The sequence below is a fragment of the Clostridium psychrophilum genome (assembly GCF_018861705.1).
Taxonomy (GTDB): domain Bacteria; phylum Bacillota; class Clostridia; order Clostridiales; family Clostridiaceae; genus Clostridium_AD; species Clostridium_AD psychrophilum.
The window spans coordinates 1-16,512 of the sequence record NZ_JAHLEC010000003.1; the positions used below are offsets into that span (position 1 = coordinate 1).

16 protein-coding genes, 5 tRNA genes, 1 pseudogene and 1 riboswitch are annotated in these 16,512 nt (G+C 31.5%); of the genes and pseudogenes, 1 reads left to right on the top strand and 21 read right to left on the bottom strand.

The features are described from left to right. Positions 1 to 301: 301 nt before the first annotated feature. From metK to KPL38_RS01545, 6 genes are all read right to left on the bottom strand, one after another. On the bottom strand, positions 302 to 1,477 hold the full coding sequence (gene metK / locus KPL38_RS01520; RefSeq protein ID WP_216285980.1) for a methionine adenosyltransferase: 1,176 nt from the start codon (positions 1,475 to 1,477) through the stop codon (positions 302 to 304). Between the two features lie 85 nt (positions 1,478 to 1,562). Further along, positions 1,563 to 1,665: riboswitch (SAM riboswitch) on the bottom strand. A gap of 105 nt (positions 1,666 to 1,770) precedes the next feature. Beyond that, positions 1,771 to 1,855, bottom strand: a tRNA-Tyr gene (locus tag KPL38_RS01525). A 5-nt stretch (positions 1,856 to 1,860) separates the two neighbouring features. After that, positions 1,861 to 1,936 (bottom strand) — tRNA-Thr (locus KPL38_RS01530). A gap of 26 nt (positions 1,937 to 1,962) precedes the next feature. After that, positions 1,963 to 2,038 (bottom strand) — tRNA-Val (locus KPL38_RS01535). Between the two features lie 25 nt (positions 2,039 to 2,063). Next, a tRNA-Tyr gene (locus KPL38_RS01540) sits at positions 2,064 to 2,148 on the bottom strand. 5 nt (positions 2,149 to 2,153) lie between these two features. After that, a tRNA-Thr gene (locus tag KPL38_RS01545) sits at positions 2,154 to 2,229 on the bottom strand. A 355-nt stretch (positions 2,230 to 2,584) separates the two neighbouring features. On the opposite strand from KPL38_RS01545, the gene yyaC reads away from it, so the two are divergent. Beyond that, positions 2,585 to 3,139 carry a spore protease YyaC gene (gene yyaC, locus KPL38_RS01550; protein ID WP_216285982.1) on the top strand — a complete coding sequence of 185 codons (555 nt, stop codon included), beginning with the start codon at positions 2,585 to 2,587 and terminating at the stop codon, positions 3,137 to 3,139. Between the two features lie 129 nt (positions 3,140 to 3,268). Here the strand turns inward: yyaC and KPL38_RS01555 are convergent, their stop codons facing one another. From KPL38_RS01555 to KPL38_RS01625, 15 genes and pseudogenes are all read right to left on the bottom strand, one after another. Continuing rightward, positions 3,269 to 4,303: a rod shape-determining protein gene (locus KPL38_RS01555; RefSeq protein ID WP_216285983.1), complete on the bottom strand. Its 1,035-nt coding sequence runs from the start codon at positions 4,301 to 4,303 to the stop codon at positions 3,269 to 3,271. A gap of 125 nt (positions 4,304 to 4,428) precedes the next feature. Continuing rightward, positions 4,429 to 4,683 (bottom strand): sporulation transcriptional regulator SpoIIID, encoded by a 255-nt coding sequence (gene spoIIID, locus KPL38_RS01560; protein WP_216285986.1) that lies wholly within the window; start codon positions 4,681 to 4,683, stop codon positions 4,429 to 4,431. 120 nt (positions 4,684 to 4,803) lie between these two features. Then, the gene (locus KPL38_RS01565; protein WP_216285988.1) at positions 4,804 to 5,634 is read right to left on the bottom strand and encodes a M23 family metallopeptidase; all 831 of its coding nucleotides are present in this window, start codon (positions 5,632 to 5,634) and stop codon (positions 4,804 to 4,806) included. 232 nt (positions 5,635 to 5,866) lie between these two features. Continuing rightward, positions 5,867 to 6,937, bottom strand: coding sequence for a stage II sporulation protein D (spoIID, locus tag KPL38_RS01570; protein WP_216285990.1), 1,071 nt, complete (start codon positions 6,935 to 6,937; stop codon positions 5,867 to 5,869). 228 nt (positions 6,938 to 7,165) lie between these two features. After that, positions 7,166 to 8,434 carry a UDP-N-acetylglucosamine 1-carboxyvinyltransferase gene (gene murA / locus KPL38_RS01575; protein ID WP_216285999.1) on the bottom strand — a complete coding sequence of 423 codons (1,269 nt, stop codon included), beginning with the start codon at positions 8,432 to 8,434 and terminating at the stop codon, positions 7,166 to 7,168. Between the two features lie 27 nt (positions 8,435 to 8,461). After that, positions 8,462 to 9,184 carry a YwmB family TATA-box binding protein gene (locus KPL38_RS01580; protein ID WP_216286001.1) on the bottom strand — a complete coding sequence of 241 codons (723 nt, stop codon included), beginning with the start codon at positions 9,182 to 9,184 and terminating at the stop codon, positions 8,462 to 8,464. A 284-nt stretch (positions 9,185 to 9,468) separates the two neighbouring features. Continuing rightward, the gene (gene atpC, locus KPL38_RS01585; RefSeq protein WP_216286002.1) at positions 9,469 to 9,867 is read right to left on the bottom strand and encodes an ATP synthase F1 subunit epsilon; all 399 of its coding nucleotides are present in this window, start codon (positions 9,865 to 9,867) and stop codon (positions 9,469 to 9,471) included. A gap of 111 nt (positions 9,868 to 9,978) precedes the next feature. Continuing rightward, on the bottom strand, positions 9,979 to 11,376 hold the full coding sequence (gene atpD, locus KPL38_RS01590; protein WP_216286004.1) for a F0F1 ATP synthase subunit beta: 1,398 nt from the start codon (positions 11,374 to 11,376) through the stop codon (positions 9,979 to 9,981). A gap of 14 nt (positions 11,377 to 11,390) precedes the next feature. Continuing rightward, positions 11,391 to 12,263, bottom strand: a complete 873-nt coding sequence (gene atpG / locus KPL38_RS01595; protein ID WP_216286006.1) for an ATP synthase F1 subunit gamma — start codon at positions 12,261 to 12,263, stop codon at positions 11,391 to 11,393. A gap of 205 nt (positions 12,264 to 12,468) precedes the next feature. After that, a pseudogene (gene atpA / locus KPL38_RS01600) lies at positions 12,469 to 13,968 on the bottom strand (F0F1 ATP synthase subunit alpha); the annotation flags it as partial. Between the two features lie 16 nt (positions 13,969 to 13,984). Beyond that, a complete protein-coding gene (locus KPL38_RS01605) occupies positions 13,985 to 14,518 on the bottom strand; it encodes a F0F1 ATP synthase subunit delta (protein WP_216286017.1) in 534 nt (177 codons plus the stop codon). A 1-nt stretch (position 14,519) separates the two neighbouring features. Beyond that, positions 14,520 to 14,999, bottom strand: coding sequence for a F0F1 ATP synthase subunit B (locus tag KPL38_RS01610; protein WP_216286232.1), 480 nt, complete (start codon positions 14,997 to 14,999; stop codon positions 14,520 to 14,522). 66 nt (positions 15,000 to 15,065) lie between these two features. Next, the gene (gene atpE, locus KPL38_RS01615) at positions 15,066 to 15,308 is read right to left on the bottom strand and encodes an ATP synthase F0 subunit C (RefSeq protein WP_216286019.1); all 243 of its coding nucleotides are present in this window, start codon (positions 15,306 to 15,308) and stop codon (positions 15,066 to 15,068) included. A 48-nt stretch (positions 15,309 to 15,356) separates the two neighbouring features. Next, complete coding sequence (locus KPL38_RS01620; RefSeq protein WP_216286021.1) at positions 15,357 to 16,037, bottom strand: F0F1 ATP synthase subunit A; 681 nt, start codon at positions 16,035 to 16,037, stop codon at positions 15,357 to 15,359. Between the two features lie 4 nt (positions 16,038 to 16,041). After that, positions 16,042 to 16,416: an ATP synthase subunit I gene (locus KPL38_RS01625; RefSeq protein ID WP_216286031.1), complete on the bottom strand. Its 375-nt coding sequence runs from the start codon at positions 16,414 to 16,416 to the stop codon at positions 16,042 to 16,044. Positions 16,417 to 16,512: the final 96 nt, after the last annotated feature.

Sequence of the window (16,512 nt, forward strand, 5' to 3'; positions counted from 1 at the left end):
AAAACCATTCTAGAGAAGTAGCTTAAGTTAGTCCTAAATAATTACTAAATTTACCATTGTTCGTGTTATGCAATGGTCTTTTTGTTATGCAATGAAATTAACAACTACTTTCGCAAATTTACACTTGACTTTAACTAGCTGGTCTATCTTAAGTTTTATCAAAATACTAATTAATATTCCATAACAATTACAAACATTATATAATTTATTGTCGCAACATTTCTTTAGTATATTTCCGAAGAAATTATTTATTAATTATAAAAATAGGGATAACAATTATTAATTGTTATCCCCATTTTTGTTACATATATTTTTTTATTTCTTCAACCTTATCTAATTTTTCCCATGAAAGATCTAAATCAGCTCTTCCAAAATGTCCATAAGCTGCTACTTGTTTGTAAATTGGTTTTCTAAGATCCAATTCTCTTATAATTACAGCAGGTCTTAAATCAAATACTTTTTCAACTATAGCAACAATTTTATCATCAGAAATTTTTCCTGTTCCAAATGTTTCTGCTTCTATAGATACTGGTTTAGCCACACCTATGGCATATGCAAGTTCTATTTCTAACTTGTCTGCAACTCCTGCAGCTACTAAATTTTTAGCAACCCATCTTGCAGCATAAGCAGCCGATCTATCTACTTTCGTTGGATCTTTACCAGAGAAACATCCACCACCATGTCTACCGGATCCTCCGTAAGTATCAACTATTATTTTTCTGCCAGTTAAACCAGAATCACCTTGTGGTCCTCCGATTACAAATCTGCCAGTAGGATTTATATAATATTTAGTGTTCTCATCTAACAACACACTTGGAACTATAGGTTTTATTACGTTTTCTATTAAATCTTTTTCAATTTGGTCATGAGTTACATCTTTCCCATGTTGGCTTGAAATAACAATAGTATCAATTCTAACTGGTTTATTGTCATCATACTCTACAGTAACTTGAGTTTTACCATCTGGTCTTAAATAATCTAATGTACCATTCTTTCTTACTTCACTTAATCTTCTTGCTAATCTATGAGCCATAGAAATTGGTAATGGCATGTACTCTGGGGTCTCATTAGTAGCGAACCCGAACATCATACCTTGATCTCCAGCACCTATTGAATCCTCTTTTGAACTTTCACCTTTTTTAGATTCTAAAGCCTCGTCTACTCCCATAGCTATATCTTTTGATTGTTCATTAATAGATGTAATTACAGCACATGTACTAGCGTCAAAGCCAAACTTCGCTCTAGTATAACCTATTCCTTCAATGGTACTTCTAACAACTTTGGGAACATCTACATAACAACTGGTTGTTATTTCTCCCATAACTAAAACCATCCCTGTAGTAACCGCTGTTTCACAAGCAACTCTAGCATAAGGATCTTGTTCTAAAATAGCATCAAGTACAGCATCTGAAATTTGGTCACAAATTTTATCTGGATGTCCTTCAGTAACGGATTCTGATGTAAATAATTTTTTCATTGCAATTCTCCTTCCTAATGTTCTAAATATTTATTCTAAATAAATAAAACCTCTTCCAAAATAAGAAGAGGTATTTTAACCATCTAACTTATCTCGCAGACTATAACTGCAGGAATTGGCACCATGGTGTACTACACCGGTTGCCGGGTTTCACAGGGCCTTTTTCCCTCCACCTCTCTTGATAAGAGTTATTAATATTAAGTTTTATTTATACTAACATATACGTTAATTGATGTCAATAAGACCTATATGTTTTAAATATGAAATCAAAAAAGACATCTAAAGATGTCTTTTGGTGGAGGAGGATGGATTCGAACCATCGAAACATTACGTAACAGATTTACAGTCTGCCCCCTTTGGCCACTCGGGAACTCCTCCATGTATGGAGCTGGCAATAGGACTTGAACCTACAACCTGCTGATTACAAGTCAGCTGCTCTACCAATTGAGCCATGCCAGCATATTTTATTTTTTAATTCATTGTTATGGTGGGAACAACAGGGTTCGAACCTGTGACCCTCTGCTTGTAAGGCAGATGCTCTCCCAGCTGAGCTATGCTCCCGAAACTTATTGTAACACATAATAAATGGTGGAGGAGGATGGATTCGAACCATCGAAACATTACGTAACAGATTTACAGTCTGCCCCCTTTGGCCACTCGGGAACTCCTCCATATATGGAGCTGGCAATAGGACTTGAACCTACAACCTGCTGATTACAAGTCAGCTGCTCTACCAATTGAGCCATGCCAGCATATTTTATTTTCCATCGATTTACCGTGTCAACAAGAATTATTATACAACTATAATTAATTAATTTCAAGTCCAAATATTGTAACTAAAGTATTTCTTCTCTATAGTACTATATCATTCTCATATTTACTCAATATTAAGCACTAACATAGTTTATTATACTTCATAAAAATTCTTCTATTCCGAGATGTGAAAAAATCTCCTAATTGATTAATATGACTTAATTTTAACAATTAACATTATTTTATTATTTTATTCTTTTATCATAATAATACACAGAATTTATTCATATAAATTATTTATAGGAAAATAGTTTGTAATTATTTTCTTCCAGCGCAATTAAGGAGGTATATTACTTGAATAAGACAAAAACACATTATAAAGATCCTTTAGCTTACTATACAATTTCTAATTTTCTAAAAGACTATATTGACAAAAATACTTTAATTGTTTGCATAGGAACGGACCGCTGTATAGGTGATTGTCTAGGACCTTTAGTTGGCACTTTTTTAGAAAATAGTTCCTTTCCATTACCTGTATATGGTACTATAAGCAACCCAATTCATGCTTTAAACATTGATAGTAAATTATCTGAAATAAATTCACTACATCCAAATTGCACTATAATCGGTGTAGACGCATGTTTAGGAGACAGTTCAAGCATTGGCGAACTCCAAGCTAGAAATTATCCAATACATCCTGGCAAAGGTGTTGGTAAAACTCTTCCTAAAGTAGGTAATGTATCATTAATAGGCATCGTAGACTCCAGTGATGATAGTGAATTATTTACTAACAGAAATATAAGACTTAGTTTAGTTATGGATATTGCTAATGTTTTATGCAGATCACTTTTGCATTCATACTATTTATATTCACTTACTGTTAAAGAAGATAATCTAAGTACTGTTTAACATTATATAGATAATTCGCCTAAATTAGTTAGCGGCAATCTTAAGTTTTTTAGAACTTATAATACAAAAATAAGCAATACAATTAAAGTTATAATTGTATTGCTTATTTTTATAGATTGTATATACTTTTTAATCAGTTAAATAGCTTTCTCCTCCATTAAAGGAATCATCTAATTTATCCACATAATCTAGCACTTTTCCTGTTCCGAGTACTACACATGAAATTGGATCTTCAGCCAAATACACTGGTACTTTAGTAACCTCTTGTATAAGTTTGTCTAATCCTTTTAACAATGAACCTCCACCGGTCATAACTATGCCTTTATCAGATATATCTGCTGAAAGCTCTGGTGGTGTTTTCTCTAACACGGAATGCGCACATGCTGCTATTAAAGATACCGCTTCTTTTAACGCTTCTCTCATTTCTTCAGATGATACTTCTAGATTTTTAGGAAGACCTGTAATTAAATCTCTTCCTCTTATCTCCATGCTCACCCTTTCTTCTTGAATATGCGCACAACCTATGTTAATTTTTAAATTTTCTGCAGTTCTCTCACCAATCATTAATTTGTGTTTCTTCCTGATGTATTTGATGATATCATCATCAAACCTGTCTCCAGCTATCTTAATTGACTCACGTACAACCATGCCTCCTAAAGAAATAACTGCAATATCAGTAGTCCCTCCACCAATATCAATAACCATATTACCACTTGCTTTGGCAATATCAAGGCCAGCACCAATTGCCGCTGCTAGTGGTTCTTCTATAAGTTGAACCTTTTTAGCACCTGCATTTCTAGCTGCATCTTCTACTGCTCTTCTTTCTACTTCCGTTGCTTCGCAAGGGACACATATAACAACTTTGGGAGCAGATAACCGTTTCTTCCCACAAGCCTTCTTTATAAAATGCTTTAACATTCTTTCAGTTATATCATAATCTGAAATAACACCGTCCCTCATAGGACGTATTGCCACAATGTTTCCTGGCGTTCTTCCTATCATTTGTCTAGCTTCTTCTCCGACTGCCAATACTCTATTGTTATTTCTGTCTATGGCAACAACAGATGGTTCCTTTAAAATAACACCTTTACCCTTGATATATACAAGTACTGTAGCTGTACCCAAGTCTATTCCCATATTTGTTCCTATTCTAAAAAAAAACATTTAAAATTCACTCCTGCTCTTTAGTATATTCTTTAATTTAATTATACTAAACTCTATTCTATAAAGCCATAAAAAAAACCTTTTTTATAGTTATTATTTTTAATAGTTTTTTATTTGAAGTGATTTTACCCTTCTATTGCCTTGTATTTAAGTCTAGTTGCATCTCCACCCCTGATATGTCTCTGCGCTTTATTTAAATCTAAAATTGTTTTTGCTTCACTAGCAATTTGGGGATTTAATGTAGGTAGTCTTTCCGTCATATCCTTGTGTATAGTACTTTTGCTAACACCAAAAACTTTGGCGGTTCTTCTTATTGTGGCTTTTGATTCAATAATATACTTTGCAACTTCTAATACTCTATCTTCAATATAGTCTTTCAAAGTGTTACCTCCTAAACCCTTCTATATTTATAAATATGCAATACCTTGCTTTTAAATTCCATTTCAACTAGTCATCATTCAATATATTTATGAAAAATGGCTAATTGAGATGGTTATTGGTTATTTATTGATTGCTTTTGTTGCATTAGTTACCTTAGCTGCTTTTGTTGTTTTAGTTACTGTAGCAGCTTTAGTTACTTTAGGTTGATATTTATCATATTTAACATATTTAGCAGGATCAATGTTCTTACTGTTTTGTAAAACTTCAAAATGTAAATGAGATCCATAGTCTTCTTTATATGAATTTAAGCTTGTATTTGCTACTGTACCAATTGGTTGTTCTTTAGTTACTTTATCACCTTTTTTTACTAGCATTTTTTTATCTAAACTAGTATATTTAGTAACAAATCCATTTTGGTGATCTATTTCTACCATGTAACCATTTTGACCATCTACATCCGTACCAACTGCCTTAACTATTCCATCCATTACAGCTACAACTGCTGCGCCTGTCTTTGCTTGAATGTCGATACCTAAGTTTGTTCTATAGCTTCCATCAGTCTTCCACACTACTGAATCTATGTCTTTTGAATATCCCCTTGCGAGCAATCCGTTAGCCACAGGTTTTACGAATTGAGCAGTTATTGTTTTAGAAACTGAAGTTGTTGCTACTTCTTTAGTATTAGGTACTGCCTTGAGTGCCTTATCTTTAGCTAAATTTTCTTTTTTCACCTGTAGAGCACCCTCATATTCCTTTTGTTGCTTCTTTAATATGCTTGCTGTATTTGCTTGTTCTTTTAATGCCACTTGCTGATTACTCGCAATTTTTTTATTGTTATTTGCTGTTATTGATGCTACTGTAGCTACTATACATAAACAAACAAATAAAATTACGTAGAAACCCTCCTTCTTAAAAAAGTTTAATGCTTTATTGTTTGCGTTTTTATCCATACAAACACCTCCATTTGTATTTTTGTCCATAATGTATTAAAACATACATATTTTTTCAATTTTATTTACACTTTTTTCTTATTATGATAATATTTATTATTTTTTATATTATGTAGTCTAAAATATAAAGTATAACCTTATTATATGTGCCTATTTTCTACTTTTATTTTAAAAACAAATAAGGCTGCTTATCCCTTATTTTAGAGAATAAGTAGCCTACTCATGTACCTTTTTATTTAGAAATAGCTGTACCTTGATAATAATGAGTCAATATATCCACATAACTTTTCCCACCCTTAGCCATAACATTTGCACCATTTTGGCTCATTCCTACATCATGACCATAACCACTACAATCCACTTCTATCCCATTTAGTTTAAAATTAATTTTAAAATTTGAAGATTTTAAATTTAACATAGTCCTAAATTTACTTCCTGTCATTGTTATACTTCCTACTTTAATATTTTTAACACTGCCTGCCTGAGTTCTATTAACTACCATTATTTGATTTCTTATATTACTTGAAGTTACATTGGCGCTATTGTAATTATTATTTATAATTTTACTTAACTCTTTATACTTAAAAAGTTTACTACTAGTAGCATTTTTTACTTTTTCTTCTCCTGGACTATCCACACTTCTTAAATAAGGTATACTAGTGCTAAATACGTCCTCTGAATTTTCCGTTTTGCCACTACTGGTCGCGAAATAATATGGTTCCATAACTAATTGATTATTGTATGTTAGAACTTGACCTGATGTAGCCTTAACTGCAGAATTAATTTTATTCCAATATTCTTGTCCTTTTTCTTTACCCCACACTTTTATACATTCATCTTTATTCTTATAAACTTGGCACTGAACAGTATCGCATAAATCAGCGCCATTACCATTTTTACATGGTAAGCCACCCACTTCTTTAACATGGGCTAAAGCATAGGTCCTAGCTGCCACTGCTTGAGCTTTTAATGCTTCTGTTTTAAACTCAGCTGGCATCTCAGATGCTACAACTCCAGTTACATATACCTCCAAATTAAGTTCCTTTATTTTATTCGTTTTGGTTATTAATATCTTAATTTTAGTAACTTTGGGAAGCGAATCAAATTTAATAATATTTTTATTCTCCTCTGACTTGATTACCGCATTCTTATTCTTATTCTTATTCATATTCTTGTTCATATTTATGGTATCATTATTTCCTACCCCCACTATTAAAACAGAAGTAATTACAATAAATCCTACAAATGCAATTACTATCAGAAAAAAATTCTTCAGATGTACTGTAATAAAAACTTTTCTCATTTTTTCACCTCGTTATAACACAAGTTTTACTATATATATACTAAAAAAACATAGAAAATAGTACCTTTTAAATTATTAAAAGAAAATACTAATAAAAGGCACCTAAAAAAACAAGAAATTTATATCTTGTTTTTTTAGGTGCCTTATGTAAAAACTGGAATATAGTAATAACTTATATATCCCAATTCTTTAAATTTCATATTAAAGATTTTGATAATTTAAGTTTCATTATTTATTATTAAAATTAACTCTTTGTATATCTGCGCCTATCCCCTTCAATTTTTCTTCAATTGACACATAACCTCTGTCAATATGATATATATCACTTATTGTAGTTGTACCATCTGCAGTAAGCCCTGCAAGTATTAATGCTGCTCCAGCTCTTAAATCCGTAGCTGTTACATTCGAACCTGTAAAAGTGTCTATACCTTCAATTACAGCACTTCTACCATCTATTTTTATATTCGCTCCCATCCTCTTTAGTTCAACCGCATGCATAAATCTATTCTCAAAGATAGTCTCTGTAATAATACTTGTACCTTTTACTGTACATAATAAGCTCATCATCTGAGCTTGCATATCTGTAGGAAACCCCGGAAATGGCATGGTTTTTATATCTATTGGGTTTAACTTTTTCCTACCATCAACTATTATACTATTTTCGTTAATTTCTATTGCTACACCCATTTCAGTAAGTTTCGCTATTGTTGGTTTTGAATGAATTTCATCAATACCATTAATTTTAATCAAGCTTTTAGTTATTGCAGCAGTTATCATAAATGTACCTGCCTCAATTCTGTCGTAAATTGGTTGATAAATAACTTCTTTAAAATCGTTAACTCCTAATATTTTTATAGTATCTGTTCCTTCTCCTTCAATTTGTGCACCCATAGCTCTTAGAAATTTTGCCAAATCAACAACTTCCGGCTCTTCTGCAGCATTTCCTATTATTGTTTCTCCTTCTGCGAGAGTTGCCGCCATCATTATATTTTCTGTAGCCCCCACTGATGGATAGTCTAAATATATGTTGCTGCCTACTAGTTTCTTCGCTTTTGCCTGCACGTATCCATGACCTACTATTACCTCAGCACCTAAAGCCGATAGTCCTTTTAAATGAAGATCAATAGGCCTAGTTCCAATGTTACACCCACCTGGTAGAGATATTTTAAAATTCCCAAATCTTCCAAGCATAGGACCCATTATTAGAAAAGATGCTCTCATTTTTCTTACTAATTCATCATTAGCTCCATTATCAAATATATTTGCTGTGTTTATTTTTATAATATTGTTTATTTTATCTATATTAACATCTGCTTTAAGAGATTTTAGCACATCACATATTACAAATACATCCTCAAGCATAGGAGCGTTTTTGATTGTGCAACTATTACCGTTTAATATTGTTGCTGCTAATATAGGAAGAACTGAATTTTTAGCTGCACTAATATTCACTTCACCTGCTAATTTTTTCCCACCCTTTATAACTAATTTATTCATACTTTTCCTCCATTATATTGTTAATTTTTAATAAGTTGTTATTATTTCTGGTGTACCTATGATAATGTACCTTCCAGATGAATAATCACAAACAGCATAATTAAAATCAATTAACTTGTTATTGGTTATTTTCGCGTCATATTCTTTAGTATATGCTACAGTGCTTAACCCATTGTTTATAGCAACTGTCTCTATATTTTTAGTACCGTGAGATTTTAGGATATTTATTATTCTTTTATTAAGATTATAATCATCCTTTATCTTAACACCTGAACTATTCTCTAAAACTTTAGCCTTCAAATACTGATAGTACTTAATATTTTTACCTCTATATCCAATACTAGAACTAACTTTATTTTTAAGGGATACCAGCCCATTTTTATTGCTTATTCTGCTTACGTTTATCGTGATATTATTATTGCTATCGCAGTTTTTTAAACTTTCAATATATCCCTCCATATTGTTACCAGAAAAATTAATACAATAAGAATTAACATTTTTAGACAACGTAAGTTTTATGCTTTTATTATTAAGTCCTAAGCTTTTAATTAAATAATTACAAATTTCTTCACCATTTTCTCCTGTACTGAAACATGTTTTCAATCCATATTCTACGGCTCTACTGCTTGTTTGAGATAATATTTCATCAAACAAATTAATTTTTTCCTGCGCATTCGACAATTTAACATTGATTTGTAAAATAATGATACTTAATGCTATACATAAAAGTGCTATACTTTTTCTTCTCATTTTAATCCCCCTACCCTCTAACTAAATTGTTGACCATAATTTATTTTTTTATTCTATAAATAATGACTTTTTATAAACATATTATTAATAAAATCGCCCCCACCACAAGTGTGAAGAGGGCTCTATTATTAAAAATACAGGTAGGGTGGGGGGCATTCAAAGAATTGATATTTAATAAATCTATTCTTTATATTATTAATATATAATTTATTGATAGAATTGTGCTTAAAATAATTTTGGACATAAAAAAAATGAAGATAAATTAATATCTCCATTTATAGTTTCTACCCTTTCGTTTTAAGCCTCATAACTGACCTTAAAAGGGAACTCTCCGCTCTGTTAAAATTGACTTTGTCATCAGTCTTTAATCTTTTTTGTGCTCTTTCTTCAGATCGTTTTGCTCTCTCAGCATCTATATCCTCTGGCCACTCACAAGCGTTGCATAACATTTCTACTTCACCTTTAAGTACTCTCAAAACACCCATTGATGTAAAAGCCTTTAATTTTTTACCATTAACATCAGTAAATGTAGTTACTGTTGGTTTTAATTGCGATATTATAGGCACATGGTTCGCAAGGATACCAAATACACCTTCATCACTCTGTGTGTTTAAGCTCAAAATATCACCACTATAAAACTCCTTTTCAGGAGTAATCATAGTAAGTTTTATATGATTTTCCATATAAAAACACCGACCTTTCTATGTACATATTCTTAAAGATTAATTAATAGTTTCTACTAATTAGCTCAAACGAAATAAGTAACATAATGGCTAGTTACTTTAGAAAGTACATTATTGTTTATCTAAAGCCTTCGCTTTCTCTACTGCTTCTTCTATAGTACCAACAAACATAAATGCAGCTTCTGGTAAATCATCATGTTTTCCTTCGAGAATTTCTTTAAATCCACGCACGGTTTCCTTTACTGGCACAAATTTACCTTTCATTCCAGTAAACTGCTCTGCTACTGTAAATGGCTGAGATAAAAATCTCTGTACCTTACGAGCTCTTGTTACTACTAATTTATCTTCTTCAGATAATTCATCCATACCAAGTATTGCAATAATATCTTGAAGTTCTTTATATCTTTCAAGTATATGTTTAACCCTTATAGTAACATCATAATGTTCCTTACCCACTATCCTTGGATCAAGCATTGTTGACGTCGACTCTAATGGGTCTACTGCAGGATAAATTCCAAGTTCAACTATTCCTCTTGAAAGTACTATAGTCCCATCAAGATGTGTAAATGTTGTTGCTGGAGCAGGATCTGTAAAATCATCCGCTGGTACATAAACTGCCTGAACAGATGTAATTGAACCTTGCTTTGTAGAAGTGATTCTCTCTTGTAATTGTCCCATTTCCGTAGCAAGTGTTGGCTGATATCCAACAGCACTTGGTATTCTTCCAAGCAATGCAGATACTTCAGACCCTGCTTGTGTAAATCTAAATATGTTATCTATAAACAATAAAACATCTTTACCTTGATCTCTAAAGTTTTCGCACATTGTAAGACCAGTTAACGCAACTCTCATCCTAGCGCCAGGTGGCTCATTCATTTGTCCAAAAACCAAAGCAGTTTTAGAAATAACTCCTGACTCCTTCATTTCATTATAAAGATCATTACCTTCTCTAGTTCTCTCTCCAACTCCAGTAAATACTGAAAGACCATTATGTACCTTTGCAATATTATTCATAAGTTCTTGTATAAGAACTGTTTTACCAACTCCTGCGCCACCTAAAAGACCAATTTTTCCGCCCTTTTGATATGGTGCAATCAAGTCTATTACCTTGATACCTGTTTCGAACACTTCAGGTACAACAGATTGTTCTGCAAAAGTTGGAGCAGCCCTATGAATTGGCATATATTTCTCTACCTTAACTTCACCAAGTTCATCCACAGGCTTTCCAAGAACATTAAATAGCCTTCCAAGAACCACATCACCAACTGGTACCATTATTGGGTTTTCTGTATCAACAGCATCTAGTCCTCGTCTTAAGCCTTCTGTACCTTCCATAGCTATAGCTCTTACAACATCATCGCCGATATGCTGCTCTACCTCAGCAACAATAACTCTGTCATCCATCTGAATTTCAATACTATTATAAATATTAGGAAGACTGTCTGAGTCAAATTTTATGTCTATAACAGGTCCTATTATTTGAACAACTTTACCTATATGTCCTGCCATTATTTTTCTCCTTTCTACTTTTGAGCCTCCGCTCCTCCGACTATTTCTGAAATTTCTTGTGTAATTGCATATTGTCTGCTTCTATTATATTGCAAATTAAGTTTATCAAGTATATCGTTCGCATTGTCAGTAGCTGAACCCATAGATTCCATTCTAGATTTATGCTCGCTTGCTTTTGAATGCAACATTGAATTTAGCATTTTGTTACCTAAATATAATGAAGTTATTTGATACATTGCATTATCATCTATCGACTCAATATTTACATACTCTTTATTATCAATTTCTTGTTTGTTGCTATTCTCTTCATCATCAAAATTTAGAGGAAGTACCTTTTCAATTCTGACTTCATTTCTCATTGCTGAAATAAGTTTTTTATAAACAATATGAACTTCACCTATCTCTTCATTACTATACATATTAAGTGCATGATTAATAATAATAGTAGCTTCTTTTTGAGTAGGCACATCTAGAATATCAACGTATTCAGCCACAGTTTCAATATTAAGTTTTTTAAATATAACTCTTCCTTTATGGCCTACTACAATTATTTTATATTCTTCCTTATTGCCTTTTAAGTTACTCATCAGTTCATTTATTATTGCCCAATTGAAGCCACCGCAAAGACCAGTATCAGAAGTTAAAACAATATACATTTTTTTACTACTTTTGTTTCCTTTTATATAAATATTATCTTCTTCATAATTATCTGTAACTTGTTTCATAATTTTCTCAAGTTTAAATACATAATTATTATTAGTATCAACTAGTTTTCTTATTTTTTGATATTTCGATGTTGAAACTAATCCCATTGCCTTTGTTATTTTTGTAGTATTTGTTATAGATCTTATTCTTCGTTTAATTGCAACAAGCCCTGCACCTGCCATATTTCACCTCTCTTTAACCTTGATGAAATATTATCAAGGTTAATTGGCCCTGATAACATATTATCAATGTAACTTACTTATAGCGTAAAGGTACTATAATTCTATAATTAACTTCTTTAATTTAAACTTTTTCTTTATTATCATCCTTTGAAATTTCTTTTTTATTATCTTCTTTTGGAACTTCTTCTTTATCATCATCTATTGAAAATGTTTTTTTAAACTCATCTATTGCTTCAAGTAATTGTTGTTTTAATTTATCATCTAAAGCCTTATTCGTAAGTATATTTTTACCTATTTCTCCATGATGTGTGTCCATAAACTCCAAAAATTCGGTTTCAAATCTTGTTATTTGACGTACTGGAATATCTGCAAGATGGTTACCTGTTCCAGCAAAGAAAATCATAACTTGTTTTTCAACTGGTACTGGCGCATATTGATCTTGCCTTAATATCTCCATTAATCTTTTACCTTTTTCAAGCCTCATTTTTGCATCTTTATCAAGATCTGTTCCAAATTGAGCAAAAGCCGCAAGCTCCCTATATTGAGCGAGATCTAGCCTTAAAGTTCCTGTAACTTGTTTCATAGCTTTTATTTGAGCATTTCCACCAACTCTTGATACAGATATTCCAGCATTAATTGCTGGTCTTTGCCCTGAATGAAATAATTCAGTTTCAAGAAATATTTGTCCATCTGTTATAGAAATAACATTTGTTGGTATGTATGATGTAACATCGCCTGCAAGAGTTTCTATTATTGGAAGAGCAGTTAATGATCCTCCACCTAATTCATCTGAAAGCTTTGCTGCACGCTCAAGTAATCTTGAATGAATATAAAATATATCACCGGGATATGCTTCTCTGCCTGGTGGTCTACGAAGTAATAATGACATAGCTCTATAAGCTACCGCATGTTTTGATAAATCATCGTACACTATCAGCACATTCTTACCATTATGCATGAAAAATTCTCCCATTGAACATCCTGCATAAGGTGCTAAATACTGAAGTGGAGCTGAATGCGAAGCAGTCGACGCTACGACTATTGTATAATCCATTGCTCCCATTTCAGATAAAGTGTTAACGATATGTGCAACAGTAGATTGCTTTTGACCAATTGCAACATATATACATATAACATCTTTACCCTTTTGATTAATAATAGTATCTGTTGTTAAAGCAGTTTTACCTGTTTGCCTATCTCCAATTATAAGTTCTCTTTGTCCTCTTCCAATTGGTACCATAGAGTCTATTGCCTTAATTCCAGTTTGAAGTGGTTCCTTAACGGATTGTCTTTTAATTATTCCAGGTGCAATTACCTCAACTGGTCTTGTCTCAGTTGTCTTAACTGGGCCTTTACCATCTATTGGTACACCAAGTGCATTTACAACTCTTCCTATTAAAGCATCACCTACAGGGACTTCTACTACTCTTCCAGTTCTCTTTACTATGTCCCCTTCTTTAATTTCCTCTTCTGACCCTAAAAGTACACAACCTACGTTGTCTTGTTCTAAATTTAGTGCCATACCAAATATTCCATTAGGGAACTCCAAAAGTTCATTTTCCATGCATTCGTCTAATCCATAAACTCTAGCTATTCCATCACCTATTTGAATTATTGTTCCTGAATCAACAGTTTCAATTGTCTTTTTATAACCTTCAATTTCTTTCTTTATTATAGATGTTATTTCTTCTGGTTTTATATTCATAAACTCACCTCTATTCCTATTTAAACATTAATTTTTTCATTTCTTCTAATTTACTTTGTACTGTACCATCGATAACATCGTCATCGATTCTTATATATACTCCGCCTATAACTTTTTTATCTAATTTTTCATCAAAAACAATCTTTTTATCATAGATTTTAGATAATTTCACTCTCAAGTTTTCTCTCTCCGTCTCCTCAAGAGGTATCACTGTTTTAACTTCAGCTAATAAAGTATTAGTACGCTTTAAGTGAATTTTCTCCATTTGTTTAAGATCTTCTTCAAGGAATAGTATTCTATTTTTCTGTATAATTATAAGCAAAAAAGATAAAAGCCCATCATCAATTTTGTCCTTGAAAATATTAGTGAATATTTCCATTTTTTTACTAGAACTTATTTTAGGATGTTTAATAACACTTAGGAAATCAACATCATTTTTCATGAGTGAAACAATTTCTCGCAAGTCATCTAAATATTCTTCTACTTTGCCTTTATCTTCTGCTACTTCATAAAGCGCTAATGCATATCTTTTATATAAGTATTCATACATTTTAGCTACCTACCTTAACGATAAAGTCCTCAATTAATCTTCTATGTTCTTTTTCATCTATATGCTGTTCAAGGGCTTTTTCAGATAATATTAAAGATAAGTCTATGACTTGCTTTTTAACTTCACTTTCTGCTTTTTCTTTTTCTCTTTGAATTTCAACTTTTGATCTTTCCATTAGTACAATTGACTCTTTTTTTGCTTTGTCAATTATTTCCTGAGAAACTTTTTGAGCTTTAACCTTGTATTCTTCTACTATTTCTCTTCCTGTTGTTTTTGATTCATGTAATAAACGATCTTTTTCTTTTCTTGAAATTTCTGCTTTTTTTTCATTGTCTTTAGCATTTTTAATAGATGTATTTATTCCATTTTTTCTATCATCCATTATTTTATTTAATGGATGATAGAAAAAATGCTTTAAGATAAATAACAATATAATAAAATTTATGATAGTGAATATAATTGTAGATACTTGTAAGTTCAAATTCATAATCTATTAAAGCCCCCTTCAGGCCTAATTTCAAAATTTTTCATTTTGATATATACCATATTACTTAAATGCTAAAATTAATGCTATTAGAAATGCATAAATAGCCGTAGCTTCTGAAAATGCAGCACCTATAACTAGTGTACTAATTATAGACCCTTTAGCTTCTGGTTGTCTTGCTACTCCCTCTACTGCTTTAGCAGTTGCATTACCTGTTCCAATACCTCCACCTATACATCCTAATGCTGCTATACCTGCACCTATTGCTGATGCTCCTGAAATTATTGTTGTTGAATCCAAAGCCATAATATATTCCTCCTTAATTTTAGAAAACTGAATTTTAGAAAACTGAATTTAATGTTCTGCTATAACTTTTATATTAACCATAGTTAACATAGCAAAAATAACCATTTGGATAAGTCCATCGAATAAATCGAAATAAAAATGTATCGGTATTGGTAGAATTAATTGGGCGAATCCACTCAAACTACCTAAACTACTATATGCCAAATCTAGAATTATAACTCCTGCAGTCATGTTTCCAAATAATCGAAAACTTAATGATACAGGTAACATAATTCTTTCTATTAGATTAATAGGTAATATGAATGCATACGGTTCAACAAATCCTTTAAAATAGTGACCTAGGCCTATTGTTTTAATAGCATACCATTGAACAATAAAAAATGTTATTAATGCTAATGCTAATGTTACACTATAATCTACTGTAGGTGGTGTAACGCCTATCAGTCCCGTGAGATTTAGAGCACTTAAGAATATTACTATTGTCCCTATATAAGGTACAAATTGCATATATTGTTCTCCCATATTGTCTCTAACGAGATTGTTAATAAGGTCCATAATCATTTCCATTATATTCTGTTTTTTATTCGGAATTGTCTTTAAGTTTCTTGTAAAACATATACATAGTATAGCTACTAGTGCTATTATGCACCACTGAGCAAATATACTTTCTACAATTCCAATACTGTAACCGAAGAATTTAATATGAAATAACGGCACTATTTTTTCCATTATATCACTTCCCTTCAATGTTTTTATTTTTTATTCCATAATATACTAGAGATATAAATTGTGAACTATACCCGAATATATATGCAATTATATTGAACATATTGTGTCTGCCTATCACAAACCCAATAACACTCACCAATAAAACTCTTATAAGAGATCCTGCTACTATTATCCAACTATTCTTAATATTTTTATTATCAAGAGAATATGCTACAGTAATACCATTGATATAAAAATTGAATAATGCTATTATTAACCCTATTAAGAAAAATAATACATATAACTTGCCTATAAAAAAAATCAGAATTATAAAAACAAAAGAAACAAAAAAATCATATAAAGCAATTTTTTTAAACATTTTTTTAAAATCACTATCCATTTTTTCCTTCTCCTCATCATTTAACAATAATATAAGTATAGTCCACTAGTTTTGATAAATAAAATACCATATTCGCCTTTTTTATAGAATATAAGA

Bases quoted from the DNA above. Each gene is read 5' to 3' on its own strand.
- metK (WP_216285980.1), bottom strand. From the start codon at position 1,477: ATGAAAAAATTATTTACATCAGAATCCGTTACTGAAGGACATCCAGAT.
- KPL38_RS01555 (WP_216285983.1), bottom strand. From the start codon at position 4,303: ATGTTTTTTTTTAGAATAGGAACAAATATGGGAATAGACTTGGGTACA.
- KPL38_RS01565 (WP_216285988.1), bottom strand. From the start codon at position 5,634: ATGGATAAAAACGCAAACAATAAAGCATTAAACTTTTTTAAGAAGGAG.
- spoIID (WP_216285990.1), bottom strand. From the start codon at position 6,937: ATGAGAAAAGTTTTTATTACAGTACATCTGAAGAATTTTTTTCTGATA.
- murA (WP_216285999.1), bottom strand. From the start codon at position 8,434: ATGAATAAATTAGTTATAAAGGGTGGGAAAAAATTAGCAGGTGAAGTG.
- KPL38_RS01580 (WP_216286001.1), bottom strand. From the start codon at position 9,184: ATGAGAAGAAAAAGTATAGCACTTTTATGTATAGCATTAAGTATCATT.
- atpC (WP_216286002.1), bottom strand. From the start codon at position 9,867: ATGGAAAATCATATAAAACTTACTATGATTACTCCTGAAAAGGAGTTT.
- atpD (WP_216286004.1), bottom strand. From the start codon at position 11,376: ATGGCAGGACATATAGGTAAAGTTGTTCAAATAATAGGACCTGTTATA.
- atpG (WP_216286006.1), bottom strand. From the start codon at position 12,263: ATGGCAGGTGCAGGGCTTGTTGCAATTAAACGAAGAATAAGATCTATA.
- KPL38_RS01605 (WP_216286017.1), bottom strand. From the start codon at position 14,518: ATGTATGAATACTTATATAAAAGATATGCATTAGCGCTTTATGAAGTA.
- atpE (WP_216286019.1), bottom strand. From the start codon at position 15,308: ATGGCTTTGGATTCAACAACAATAATTTCAGGAGCATCAGCAATAGGT.
- KPL38_RS01620 (WP_216286021.1), bottom strand. From the start codon at position 16,037: ATGGAAAAAATAGTGCCGTTATTTCATATTAAATTCTTCGGTTACAGT.
- KPL38_RS01625 (WP_216286031.1), bottom strand. From the start codon at position 16,416: ATGGATAGTGATTTTAAAAAAATGTTTAAAAAAATTGCTTTATATGAT.